Raw genomic sequence first — 13,102 nt, 5'->3', positions numbered from 1 at the left:
CGGAGATTATATTGTCTATTTACTCAATCTTTGAATATCGAATAATTATAATGACGGACCCCGTTTTAACATGGTGATTTCATGAAATATTTCTAAAATTTAGTTCGCGTAAGTATCGTGAATGATAAACTATTACACCGGAACAACTCGTTTGGAAACAACGGTTGGTGATTGGCAGGCCGCTATAGAATTTTAACTTCTCATACATCAAAAGGCGGGCCGTTGGGGTCGGCTACTAGTTCAAGTCCCAATGTACTAAAAGCTGAGCTAACAATCAGAGATTGAGCTCGCGCGAAGCGCTAATCAAACAGCACGAGTTCCTGTGGTGGTAATGATGGGTAGGCCCGGCCCGCTGCTTCTGGCCTTCATACAATTTTTCAACCATGCCTGAATACGCCCAGCGCGACCCGTATCTTCTCTTCCCGCACGCTGCTTTGCCGTCATTTTAGGAAGTCCTGCACTATCCCATCTGTTTCTGAAAGCGCTCCCAAGACGAGCTGCGCCAACTGTTCAGTACAGGCCACCACAACCTAACGGTCACTCCCAGAATCTGCGAGAAAAGTCCCAACATCATTCTGCGGAATGCACTATGATGGGTCCGATGAAATGCAATGAATTCCAACAGCGCGGTGTGAAAAACCATCCGATTAGCCGGGTCAAAAAACAGACCTCTATTACGAACCAAGTCCACGGGATGTCCGAATAACTCTTCATAGTCTTGGGCTGACTGATGGAGAGCGGTCGTGATGTCATGGCATATATGTGTTTTGAGAGCGGTGATGATGACAAGTAAATGCGAAAATATATTGCTGCGCATCGATAGTTTCCGGGCATGTATAAAATAGTCGGACCAGTTGCCGCCTTCATTACACCGATGCCCTTTCATGACATCGACGACTTGCCTAAAATATGCGTCCAAGAACCGAGCCAAAAACAGTTTTAGAAACTCCGAATTCTCGTCAGTATTTAGCTTGCTGATCCAACATTTGGTATCATAAAGATAGAGCCGGGCGAACAGGCAATGGACCCGCAGACCCGGATCATCTGGCTGACATTCCAGCCAATCAACAGCCCTTTTCAACTCATTATAGGCTTGTTCTGCGGACCGATCACACGTCCGTGACCGATCAGCATCGGTCGGTGGGATTACGGAGAGTGCCAGTGCATTCATCCTTCCGTCTGACTTGTAACAACCCGCTCTTGCTGCACGACGGCTTGAGTATTCTCTCGGTGAAGGCGCGCCATGGCACCAAGCGATATCGGCACCATTGTCAGCAACGTTACTAAGGCAATCTCGAAGTAAACAGTTGTCGATATCGTTTCAACACTATGCAAGTTTGCATTGCCTAAAGCCCTGGCAAATACAGGGTTCAGCAAATATTCCATGGGGAATGCCAGATACATCAGCGGCACGGAAAGCCAGTATTTTGGGTTGTCGACAGATATTCGCGATGGCGCATTGCGTTCGGCCTGACAAACCAACATCGCAAAAATCTGGAACATGAACCAGGTGACGAAAAACCAGCCAAGAAAATTTGTCAGCGGGATACCAAAATAGGAGCCACCATCATGCCAGTGCCAACGCTGTTCAGCAATGGCGCGAAGCGGGTCCATTGACAGGTCCCAAACCACCATCAAAATGGCACCAATGACCGGCACCCCAACCATAAAATTACGATCCATCGGGCCATTGATCCGCCTTCGGAGTAGCAATGCTAGTGACCAACAGACATAGGCCATCACCCAATATGCCGGCATGACCGCAACCGGGACATGGCCGAAAAAGGGCCACATAATGTCGCCATACGTGTAATTACCAAAGGGGAAACCCGTGTTGATGCTAACGGTCTCAAAAAACCAACCAACACAAAATATAGTGACGGCAAAAGAGGCAACGCGCCGCCGTCCCCATTGATGGCTACCATGCAGAATGACAAATGCGATCATCGCACCAGCCACCAGTGCAGGAGAATATTTCTTTAACAAACCATCGGGCGCGCCCCAGGCGTAAATGGCGTTACCCAACCAAGCCAGAGCAACCAATATAAGACAGATGTTACCGAGACGGTTCACTGGCTTCGCTTGCGGCGATCGCGCGGGACCGCTCAACTCCTTTGTCGCGGCCATATCAGTTTTTCCGTATAAATTTGATGCTACCGATCGTCGACGGGGTCGGCGTCATTTGATCGGTATGAATGGAAAATTGAGAACCACCTAGATCCCAGCGATTTCTGAACGTTTGTTTTTTTCCCGATTTCCTATCTTTTGCCTGAAATTCAAAACTCATTCGATTGGACCGCCTTGTCCCGGCAATATTCATCGAACCGATTCCATCGGGATTGACCCACCGACCAGTGATCCTGCCGGTTTTTGGATAGTCGGCAAGATGCCCCAGCAATGTGAACGTCCGGCTCGCAGAAGCACATTTTCCACTGAAAACTAATTTACGCGTCGCACTGCGATATTTTGCCTTCATACGGCAGCGGACCGCCTCCCGCGCAGCAAAACTATCGCGCTTTCCCCAACCAATCCCAGACCATTCCCCAGCGATTTGCGAAAGCGGTATCTGTACTGCGCTTTTGGCCTGGCTATCCGAAAACGACAGACTGGTTGTGAGAAGTAATACGAGCCCCAAAATCGACCAGCGCAATATTGGACGACTGGAATATCTGTATGACAATTTCACAACATACGCCCTATTTTACAAGAATATGCGACCAAGGCTTGGGTTAGGGCGACACCTTTGCCGGCGATATACGAATAACTGCGTATATTGCATGTAGCGGCCTCCTGATAATCGATAGGCCTGCGATCAAAGAGGCTGGGACAATTTTGAAGCTCAATCAGATTCTACAAAACCTAGCTTCATTCATTTTTGCACACGGGAAATGGTTGGCGATGCTGCTGGCCATTTTATCTCTTGGTGCAGCTTATGCAGCGACCCAAATCCAGTATCGCGATGGCACGCGGAATGTCTTTGTTTCTTCTGCTTCCGAATATGCGCAGTATCAGCGCCATGTTGAGAGCTTCCCCCAATCGGACACTGATATACTAATATTCGTCCGGTCACCGGCGCCTTTTAATCATGCACAATTGAGAACACTGCGAGACTTTGTCCTCGAAGGACAATTGATCGAAGGTGTCGAAATCGCCGTCTCCATTTTCTCGCAACAAGATTTTGATCGCGAAACGGGCGAATATAAGACGCTGATTACCGACGACCTTTCGTCCTATAAGGATATCGCGCATCCCATGCGCGCCGCGCGGGATACCGATCTAAAACTGGTGCCGCTGATCAACGAGAGCCTCAACGAGACGGTGATCCTGTTTTCCGTCGAAGACCGCATGACCGATCTGGATAATGCAGCACCACTAATTGCAGAACTCAACGAGCTTATGGAGATCGCCTCGATTCAAGGAAATATGTCACTTGCAACAACTGGGCTGCTACCAATGCGCCATCGTATCGTTTCCAACCTCGCATCGGAGCAAATCTTTATCAGCGCCGTGGGCGGCGTTTTGGGCTCGCTAGTCACACTTATCATGTTCCGTAGTATCTTGATTGGCGCACTAAACGGCGTGGCACCGACATTTGCGCTGCTTTTTACCCTCGGTAGTTTTGGGATTTTCGGTTTTGAAATGAACGTCATTTCAAATACGGTCACGGTGCTGATTCTCGTCTTAGCGATGGCCGACTGTATTCATATGACCCATGAATTGCGAAAAAATGCCGCCGCCGGAATGGGGAAACGCGAGGCCATAGGTTCAATGATACGCTCTATGGGACCGCCCTGCATATTGACCAGCCTGACCACAATCATCGCGCTGGCCAGCCTCCTCTATTCTGAATCAGAGATGATCCGCGGCTTTTCCATAGCCGGTATATTGGGAATGCTCATCGCCCTATTCTGCGTAATCATTATCCATCCGCTGGTTTACGCGCTGGCATGGGACTTTGCTGCGGTGAAAAAAGCAATGACAAAAAAAGCGCAGCCGCAAACGAAGCTAGCCGATGGTTTTGGCCGAATGACAAAATGGCTAGCGACGCGAAAATATGCGGTGGTGGCGGGCAGTGTCATCCTGTGCTCCATATTGCTGGCGTTGTTCCTACCAGTGCAAACAACCCACAAATTTAGCGAATATCTGCACAAGGATGACGTGATGCTTCAGACATTGGGTCAGGTCGAGAAGATTGCCGGGCCGGCTCAATCTCTCGATATTGTTTTGCAAAAGACCGACGATGGAATGTTGCTCTCAGAACAAAAACTGAAGGCGCTCGCCAAGGCACACAACATGCTGGAAACGAAATTTCCAAACCGAACGATAATCTCGCTGACTAGTTTCCAGCGATTGCTACTGAAAAACAATCCCGATGCGACCGTCAGCGACGTGAACAAAATTCTGCAGCAGTTACCAGCGCGCGCGCGTGACGATCTGATCGGCAGAAACAGGGATGGATTTAAAATTCTCATCTTGGTTCACGATAACCCGTCCTCACAAACCAACGCCCTTACGGCGGAAATCAACAAAGAAATGGCAAATTTGAACTTGGCCGGATTGCGGGTGGAACCCGTGACCGGTCTCGCCGCCCTCGCGGCCATCCAATCGGATCGGATGATCAAAGAACTGACGATCAGCTTCCTCATCGCGGCCTTCGCCTGTTCCGTACTGATTGCATTCTGGTTCCGCCAGTGGCGCTACGGTGTCGCCGCGATCATTCCCAATATATTGCCGATTTTGATGGTCGGCGCTTGGTTGATGCTCAGCGGATGGACATTACAGTTTACCAGCGCGCTAGCCCTGTCCATCGCATTTGGGGTTGCGGTTGATGATAGCATTCACGTGCTCAACCGTCTTCAGATCAAGCGCATTAACCACCCCAAAAGCTTCACCGTACATGATCTTCATCACATCATGCAGCATGTTGCACCAGCCCTTATCACAACAACGCTTGTGCTTTCTGTTGGCCTGGTAGCGACGCTTTTCAGTATCATGCCAACCGTCGCCTATTTCGGTGCGCTTTGTATCTTGATCTTTATTCTAGCACTGGGCGCCGATGTGTTTTTTCTATTGCCGATGATAGCGGTTCTGGGTTTTGGTAGATCATCATCGGTGAAGACCAAATAGTTCTGCAATAGTCGACTTTTCATCTGACTCTCCAGCCAGTATCATCCATTCAGACACAATATTCCGGTGCTAGCGTATCGCGGCACGCCATATGCCGGTCGGCCCCGGTCCGCAGGTTGCCGTTCCCGATCCTCGATAAGGCCGACCATTTGTCACATCGCGCGTCGCATAGGTTCCATTGAGGCTGAAAGGACAACCGGACGGCGTACCGGGAACAGGGCGCACGGCTATGGTTCGGCCATTTAGCGATACCGTAACCTGGCCTTGGGAGGGTAAACCTCCGCCTGACGTCGGCCTCAAAGAGAAATTCCATAGACTTGCTGGCGCGCAGGTTTGCCGCCGCAACTCAAAATTATAGTAAGCAGCCCCGATTTGAACGCTGCCAGTCCAGTTTGATCCCCGACTATCGCAGGGCAAAGCGTGGGCTGGTGTTGCGGAAAAATGGATCGCGGTCGCCGCCCCAATTAGGAAACTTTTTCTCATAACCATTTCTTCCTGATGTCGGTTTTGATATCGTCACTCCAAATGACTGCGGATGACGATGACGATAGGGAACCAAATGGCGCGCCGTATATTCGCATATATGCGTATTTCAGGATGGAAAAATTATCCTATTGATCAAAATAGTCGCAATCCTTGAAGGATCGTAAATGAAAAAATACCCTGATCTTCGAGTATTGGTTGCAGAAGACCAGGCGCTTGTTCGTCAAGGAATAGTCGCGTTGATAGAACATGAGGTTGGCGAAGTAAGGCAATGTGCAAATGGTGGCGAGGCTTTGCATTTGATCAAACAGAAGAAAGTTGATTTGGCTCTGTTAGACATTGGCCTTCCGGAACGTACGGGACTAGATATTCTAACGGAAATCAAAAACAGGGAATTGGACATAAAGGTCATCGTCCTAACCGGCGATACCGCTAGCTATTCACCGGCAAGCATTTACCGATCCGGCGCGGATGCATTTCTTTATAAAACAACCGACGCCGAAAATTTTCTCGACATTTTCAATGCAGTTGCCGGCGGACGGGTCATACCTAACGAACAATTGAATGAAGGACATAACGCTCAATCGATTGCAGAACTGCGGGAGACGCTGACCGACCGGGAATTACAGATAATCAAATTGGTGGTTGAAGGTGCGAGCAATCAGAAAGCTTCAGAGGCCCTGTGCATCAGCGAGCATACCGTTCGAAAACACCGCGAACATATCAATCGCAAACTCAAGGTCCATTCTCCCGCGTCGCTGGCCGCTTTTGCGATCAAGGCATCACTGGTGTGACAGCAATCGCTTAACGCCGAACACTCTCCAGCAATTCGTTCAGGAATTTGGAATCCAAAGGCTTCGAGAGAAGCACAAGACCGCTTTCATCAATCTTCTTCAAAATAGCGGACTCGGTCGCTCCCGTAACAATGGCAGCAGGCACTTCACAATCAAAGCGCGATCGAATGTTCTGGATAACATCTATCCCATTTTCTCCGAAGAGATGATAGTCGACAAGCAGAAGGTCTGGCGTAAATTCATGCGCCATAATCTCGATCGCTTGTTCGCTATTGCGCGCTGCCTTAACGACACACTCCCAGCTTTCGAGCAACGCCGTCATGGCCTCTAGAACTGCAATCTCATCATCTATAAGCAATATGGCCATACCAGCCTGCAAACTATGGCGATGTGTCCCCTCGGGTTCGGGCACCATCGGATGATAGCCGGCTGGCTGCGAAGGAAGAACGAGCTCAAAAATGGTTCCTTGCTGCCTCGCGGAATGCACTTGGACCTGACCGTCCAATGATTTTACAAAATTTTTGACGACGTGGAGACCAAGCCCATATCCGCCTTTATCTTTTGCGTCAGGCTCCCTTAGACTCACATATGACTGGAATATGCGTTCAATATCTTCCTGCGCGATACCAGCTCCATCATCTTGAACGGATATCGTCCAACCATTGTCCGATATTTTGGCCGTCAATACGACATTGCTCTTGGCCGCCTTCAGAGCATTATCGAGCAAATTGCTGAGAACCCGCTGCAACATTTGTGCGTCTGACGAAATATGTCCATGATCGGCTTCGACAATCAAGTCGATCTCCTTCGCGGCAGCCTCCATCTCAAAACGCCCGGCAACATCGCGGAGCATCCCATCGAGTTGGAACTGTGACCAGCTTGGCTCTTTCTCGCTAATTTCTGCTCGGGCCGCATCCAAAGTATCTTGGAGCAAGTTGCTCAAATTGCCGATGGAGGCTTCCTGCTTTCCAACTAGTTCTCGCATTTTTTTATCGCGCACTTGGTTTTTGAGAGCGTGATTAAACAAGGCGAGCGCATGAAGAGGCTGACGCAAATCATGGCTCGCTGCTGCAATAAATTGTGCTCGGTCAAGCGCACTATTCTCCGCCTTCGCCGCCGCAGCTTCAAATTCCTGCGTGCGATCATGAACCTGTTTTTCAAGGCCGAGGTTGAGCTTCTCAAGCTCCGTTGATGTTTGGCGTGCGGCTCGGAAAGTAGCTTGCAGCCGCAACAGCAAGGCATAGGAATATCCGATGCCAAGGACCAGTACTCCAAATGGGGTTAAGTCAAATCCATTACCATTGTCGGTATATATGACCGCATCATTCAGAGCCGCACCCAGAAACACGGTATTTGAAATCATGACTATTACCGACCCGGGTTGCTTGTCCAACAATGCCTGAGATGTGAACAGCAAGCTATACAGGATAACAAACACATTCATCAGGATCGAAAAATTACGGAGTTGGGTATAAAAACTCTCGGGCGTGACGAGCACGATCATCGCAAAGAGCACGTTTATCGCAATGACCGCAGAGGTTAAACGCTTCGGGAAATAGTCAGGGAAGAGCAATCTGAAAAATAGGATGTAGACAGCCGGCGCCGCAAAAAGACTAAAATAGGGGAACCTCAGATCCGACCAATAAGCGGCTTCCGGATAATATATATGGAAATAGGGAATGACTCCCGAAATCCGAAACACCATGATGAAACATAACAAACTAAACCACAGATGGACCGGCCCCTGTTCGCGATGCCTCCTATCGGCCAAATAGAAGATTAGGTGGAAAACCCCGATTGCAAGTAAGACTCCGAGTACAACGACATAATAGAGTGAGAGCAGCCCCAACGTCCTGAACAGGCTTTGTGTATCCCAGATGGTTAGCGGATGCCCAGGACCACCAAAAGCATGGGTGTAATTCGCAACCTGCAGAATGATCTCGCTTTTGCCTGGATAGGCGGAGAAAACCCGCGAAGTATAGTGAGGTTGGTGCTCACCCGGCAATTCGGAAACAGTCCCATTACCGCCGATCAAGAAGCCATTGGCGTAAATGCGCCAAGCAGAATGCGGCGAAATCTGATGGAAAGAGAGGTCTTTCTCATAATCGGGCAAGTCCAATCTTGCTCGAAATGTTGCCGCTCCATAGGCTCCGTTCATGGCTGGGTGATCGACCGCATTCCATCGGTTCGGAATGGAGAAATAGTCGCCGCGATATTCTGCGTCAAATTTTCCAGGGGATACTAGCTTCCCCCAAATTACCTCCCATTCTCCTTTCAACTCCAAAGGACGGCCTTTGGAATAATCCCATTGGTCGGAAACCAACTCTCCCTTTGTTAACTGCACGCCGCTATCGCTCGTACGTAAGTATAGGATTGAAATAAGGGCCGCCGCAGCCAGAAATATGGTCAAAATGCCAATGGCACCTGCAGTTTTTGATCCACTAAACTTGCGATCAAGCAGCCCTGATCCCCACCATTTCACTGTATAGTCAAACAAGTTTGGGGTGCGACGAAGCACAAAAAGAATCGCGTCCGGCGGCCGTCTGCTTTCACCCGAAACATTCCTTCCATCTTACCGGACATCCATCTTTTGAAATCATAGCGGACAATTGGGCTTTGGGCTAGCTAGCCGCAAGAATGGTACAGAGGGAACATATATTTCTTGGCGGCGTAGCTGTATTTAGTAAGCCCTCGTATTCCATGGCCCCACGTAGTTGTTTGAACAACGATATCTAGGCGATATTCACAGCCGTTGAGATACGCAAACTTGCGTATTTGACCGATTTTTATGCAGCTGGCGCAATTTGGAGAACAGCCCAGAAGGCACTTCAAAAACTTAGCTTGCGAACTAAGTTGTATATTTCAATGCCTTAAAAGCATTTCTGGTGCCCAGAAGAGGACTCGAACCTCCACATCCTTGCGAATACCAGCACCTGAAGCTGGCGCGTCTACCAATTCCGCCATCTGGGCCCATGCAGGTGATATGATTGCAATACCGCCTGATAGAGGCGCGCGCCTAGCCGGTTGGTGGTTCCGCTGTCAATGATTCATATGGCAAAATGCGACTTGGTCACCGGGTTTCTTCGATAGTGCGCCCGGTCGGGGCGCTGACGGGTAGAATATGCTAAGCCATGTCAGGAATCGACGGTTGATTCGTCCGCCGCGCTCGGGCAGAGGCGAGGCGAAAACCAAGCTAGGTGTAGAAGATGAACATGGATCTCGACGGACAATTGATTTGCATATTTGGCGGAGGCGGTTTTCTGGGCCGCTATATCGCGCAAAACCTGCTGGATCGCGGTGCGCGCCTGCGCGTTGCCGAGCGTAGCATTAATAACGCCATGCATATTAAACCGCTCGGCAATCTGGGTCAGACGCAATTTTTAAGTGCTGATGTGACCAAGGCCGACAGCGTCGCTCGCGCGGTCCATGGCTGCGATGCGGTGGTCAATCTGGTCGGCATTTTAAACGGCGATTTTGAAGCCACCCATGTTGAGGGCGCGCGCAATATCGCCGAAGCCGCTTCCGCTGCCGGTTGCGGCGCTCTGCTCCACCTGTCGGCCATTGGCGCCGACGTCGCCTCGCCGTCCCGCTACGGCAAAAGCAAGGGTCTCGGCGAAGCAGCGGTTTTGAAAGCCTTTCCCAACGCTATCATTTTGCGGCCGTCCATCGTCTTTGGTCGGGAAGATCAATTTATCAATCGCTTTGCTTCGATGATCACGATGCTCCCGGTGGTGCCAGTCATCGGCAGCGACACCAAATTCCAGCCGATCTTTGTCGGCGATGTTGCCGATGTCGCAGCAGAAGCCTTGAGCCATCCCGATCTCTATGCCGGACAGACATTTGAACTGGGTGGCCCCGAAGTGATCAGCATGGGTGACCTGAACCGGCGCATCGCATCAATGACCGGGCGCGAGAAGGTCTTTGTCGAGGTTCCGGATTTCGTCAGCAAGATATTGGCCATGCTGCCGGCCAGTCCGATTACAACCGACCAGTATAAGATGCTGCAGAAAGATAATGTCGTCGGACGGCGCGCCAAGGGGCTGGACAGCTTCGACGTTGCGCCGACCCCGCTCGCAACAGTCGCAGGTGGCTGGATGGAAAAATATACCGCCCATGGTCGTTTCGGCGCGCGCGCGAAAGCAAGCTAGTCCTCGCCAGGAAAAAATCGCGTTAGAAAAAGGCGAGCAACGCGGCGCCCATTGCCACCCGATAGATGACAAAGACCATCATCGATGCCTTACGCAGGAACTGCATCAGAAATGCCATGGTCGCGAGCGCGGCTATGAAGGTGAGCACACCGGTGATCAGCGCTTCTTTCAAAAGCTCGCTGCTGGCACCCATCAGATCGGGAATGATCAACACGCCAGCGCCGGCCACAGCGGGTATCGACAGCAGGAAGGAAAAGCGCGCCGCCTCTACTCTGGTATAGCCGAGGAAACGGGCAGCGGTCATGGTCACGCCAGAACGGCTGGTACCGGGGATTAAGGCGAGCGCTTGCGCCAGTCCAACGATGATACCGTCTTTCAGCGTCACATCCTCAAAAGATTTGACCTGCTGTCCAAACCGGTCGGCGATACCCAGCAACACACCGTAGATGATAAGATTGACACCCACCAAAGTGGTGCTGCGAAATCCATCCAGATAGCCGCCGGTCTTCAGGAACAGGCCCACAATAACCGCCGGGATCGTGCCGATGATGATCCACCAGAATAAACGCTTCTCAGCCGGCGCCGTGCCGATACCAATGGAAGCAAGACCGCCCTTGCCCAGACTCCATACGTCTTTGAAGAAATAGGTGATGATCGCGAGCAAGGAACCGACATGCACCGCGATATCGATCATCGGCCCCTGATCGGCATAGCCGGTGAACACGGGCAAAAGGATGAGATGCCCGGAAGAAGATATCGGAAGAAATTCGGTAACGCCTTGTACAATCGCAAGGAGCAGCATTTGAAGGAAGGTCATCGGCAGCCTGTATATTTGGTTTGAGGCGCAATAGCCTCTTGTACAGAAAATGTCGTGAGGAAAATATAGGTCCGATATGATACTATTTGCCATTATTGGCCTCCGCGCCACTAGCGTGCGGCTCTGGCGAATGGTTTTTAGGACAGATTAGCTGTCCTTTATTGCAATTTTTGCGTGACTCTCCGTTCTTTGTCAGCTAATTCGTTGCCCGTGCCTGCACAGACAGGCCAATAGCGACATTCAAAAATTACAAGAAACGAGCATCTGGCATGGCAAAAAGCCCGCAGAAATTAGACATGCTGAAATTTGTTGAGGAAGGCCAGTCCTATCCCAACAAGCGCGAACCCAGCCTTCGCGCGGAAGATTTTCAGGAAATCGCTGACCGATATGCACCCGATGAAGCAGCGGAACAATCGTCACGCTGTTCCCAATGCGGCGTGCCTTATTGCTCGGTCCATTGCCCGTTGCACAACCATATACCCGATTGGCTGCGCCTCACCGCAGAGGGTCGGCTGCGCGAAGCCTATGAGATGTCCAACCTGACATCGACGATGCCGGAAATCTGTGGCCGTATCTGCCCGCAGGACCGCCTGTGTGAAGGCAATTGCGTGATCGAATTTTCCGGCCATGGTGCGGTTACCATCGGATCGGTTGAAAAATATATCACCGACACCGCCTGGGAAGAAGGCTGGGTCGAGCCCTTGGAACCAGGCGCACCGCGCGGACAATCGGTTGGCATCATTGGCGCTGGCCCGGCCGGGCTGACGGCCGCCGAATATCTGCGTGTCGCCGGCTATGACGTTCATGTCTATGACCGCCACGATCGCGCAGGCGGACTGCTGACTTATGGCATTCCCGGCTTCAAGTTGGAAAAAGAAGTGATCATGCGTCGCGTCCAGCGGTTGAAAGATGGCGGCATCCACTTCCACGAAAGTTTCGAAGTCGGCAAGGACGCGACACTCGAAGAATTGCGCAGCAAACATGATGCGATCTTGATCGCAACCGGCGTCTATAAAGCGCGCGATATCAAAATGCCGGGCGTTGGCGCACCGGGCGTGGAAGAGGCGCTCGATTTCCTGATCGCGTCCAATCGCAAAAGCTTTGGCGATGACGTGCCGGAATTCGAAAATGGCCGTTATAATGCCAAGGGCAAGAATGTCGTGGTTATCGGCGGTGGCGACACGGCGATGGATTGTGTCCGGACGTCCGTGCGTCAGGGCGCGAAGTCGGTAAAATGCCTGTACCGCCGCGACCGGGCTAATATGCCGGGCTCCCAGAATGAAGTCCGCAACGCCGAAGAAGAGGGCGTCGAATTTGTCTGGCTATCCGCCCCGAAAGCGATCGAAGGCACCGACCATGTCACCGCGGTGAAGACGACCAAGATGCGGCTCGGCGCACCCGATGCCAGCGGCCGCCGGTCTCCAGAGGTCCAGCCGGACAGCGATTTTACCGTTGAAGCCGATCTGGTCATCAAGGCTCTGGGCTTTGACGCAGAGGAACTGCCAACATTATTCGATTCCCCGGATCTCAGCGTCACCCGCTGGGGAACGTTGCGCGTTGATCACAAGTCGATGATGACCAATCTTGAGGGCGTGTTCGCCGCAGGTGACATTGTTCGCGGCGCCAGTCTGGTTGTCTGGGGCATCCGCGATGGTCGCGATGTGACCGAGCATATGCACAGCTTTTTGAAAGAGCAGAAACAGACGAACAAGCAGGCGGCATAGTGCCTGCCG

At 51.3% G+C, this 13,102-nt stretch carries 7 protein-coding genes and 1 tRNA gene; 4 read left to right on the top strand and 4 right to left on the bottom strand.

Features of this window, described 5'->3' with window-relative positions; genetic code table 11:
• Window positions 1–1,167: 1,167 nt before the first annotated feature.
• Window positions 1,168–2,127, bottom strand: coding sequence for a carotenoid biosynthesis protein (locus ABJG22_RS02435; protein WP_348018639.1), 960 nt, complete (start codon window positions 2,125–2,127; stop codon window positions 1,168–1,170).
• Window positions 2,128–2,898: 771 nt separating this feature from the next.
• On the opposite strand from ABJG22_RS02435, the gene ABJG22_RS02430 reads away from it, so the two are divergent.
• Together ABJG22_RS02430 and ABJG22_RS02425 are read left to right on the top strand one after the other, a co-directional pair.
• A complete protein-coding gene (locus tag ABJG22_RS02430; RefSeq protein ID WP_348018638.1) occupies window positions 2,899–5,127 on the top strand; it encodes an MMPL family transporter in 2,229 nt (742 codons plus the stop codon).
• Window positions 5,128–5,777: 650 nt separating this feature from the next.
• Window positions 5,778–6,404, top strand: coding sequence for a response regulator transcription factor (locus ABJG22_RS02425; RefSeq protein ID WP_348018637.1), 627 nt, complete (start codon window positions 5,778–5,780; stop codon window positions 6,402–6,404).
• A gap of 10 nt (window positions 6,405–6,414) precedes the next feature.
• Here the strand turns inward: ABJG22_RS02425 and ABJG22_RS02420 are convergent, their stop codons facing one another.
• Both ABJG22_RS02420 and ABJG22_RS02415 read right to left on the bottom strand, forming a co-directional pair.
• A complete protein-coding gene (locus tag ABJG22_RS02420; protein ID WP_348018636.1) occupies window positions 6,415–8,901 on the bottom strand; it encodes an ATP-binding protein in 2,487 nt (828 codons plus the stop codon).
• Window positions 8,902–9,287: 386 nt separating this feature from the next.
• Window positions 9,288–9,374: transfer RNA gene (locus ABJG22_RS02415), tRNA-Leu, on the bottom strand.
• Window positions 9,375–9,610: 236 nt separating this feature from the next.
• Between ABJG22_RS02415 and ABJG22_RS02410 the strand changes: the two genes are divergently transcribed.
• Window positions 9,611–10,552 (top strand): complex I NDUFA9 subunit family protein, encoded by a 942-nt coding sequence (locus ABJG22_RS02410; RefSeq protein WP_348018635.1) that lies wholly within the window; start codon window positions 9,611–9,613, stop codon window positions 10,550–10,552.
• A gap of 22 nt (window positions 10,553–10,574) precedes the next feature.
• Here the strand turns inward: ABJG22_RS02410 and ABJG22_RS02405 are convergent, their stop codons facing one another.
• The gene (locus tag ABJG22_RS02405) at window positions 10,575–11,369 is read right to left on the bottom strand and encodes an undecaprenyl-diphosphate phosphatase (RefSeq protein ID WP_348018634.1); all 795 of its coding nucleotides are present in this window, start codon (window positions 11,367–11,369) and stop codon (window positions 10,575–10,577) included.
• Window positions 11,370–11,638: 269 nt separating this feature from the next.
• Here ABJG22_RS02405 and ABJG22_RS02400 point away from each other — a divergent pair, with 269 nt between their 5' ends.
• Window positions 11,639–13,093 (top strand): NAD(P)-dependent oxidoreductase, encoded by a 1,455-nt coding sequence (locus tag ABJG22_RS02400; RefSeq protein ID WP_348018633.1) that lies wholly within the window; start codon window positions 11,639–11,641, stop codon window positions 13,091–13,093.
• Window positions 13,094–13,102: the final 9 nt, after the last annotated feature.

Origin of the sequence: Parasphingorhabdus sp. (assembly GCF_039939955.1) — a bacterium.
In the GTDB taxonomy this organism is placed as follows: Bacteria; Pseudomonadota; Alphaproteobacteria; order Sphingomonadales; family Sphingomonadaceae; genus Parasphingorhabdus.
Note: the sequence above shows the minus strand (reverse complement) of the source record. Positions and strands in the feature narration are given on the sequence as shown.

Bases quoted from the DNA above. Each gene is read 5' to 3' on its own strand.
- ABJG22_RS02435 (WP_348018639.1), bottom strand. From the start codon at position 2,127: ATGGCCGCGACAAAGGAGTTGAGCGGTCCCGCGCGATCGCCGCAAGCG.
- ABJG22_RS02405 (WP_348018634.1), bottom strand. From the start codon at position 11,369: ATGACCTTCCTTCAAATGCTGCTCCTTGCGATTGTACAAGGCGTTACC.
- ABJG22_RS02400 (WP_348018633.1), top strand. From the start codon at position 11,639: ATGGCAAAAAGCCCGCAGAAATTAGACATGCTGAAATTTGTTGAGGAA.
- ABJG22_RS02425 (WP_348018637.1), top strand. From the start codon at position 5,778: ATGAAAAAATACCCTGATCTTCGAGTATTGGTTGCAGAAGACCAGGCG.
- ABJG22_RS02430 (WP_348018638.1), top strand. From the start codon at position 2,899: ATGCTGCTGGCCATTTTATCTCTTGGTGCAGCTTATGCAGCGACCCAA.
- ABJG22_RS02410 (WP_348018635.1), top strand. From the start codon at position 9,611: ATGAACATGGATCTCGACGGACAATTGATTTGCATATTTGGCGGAGGC.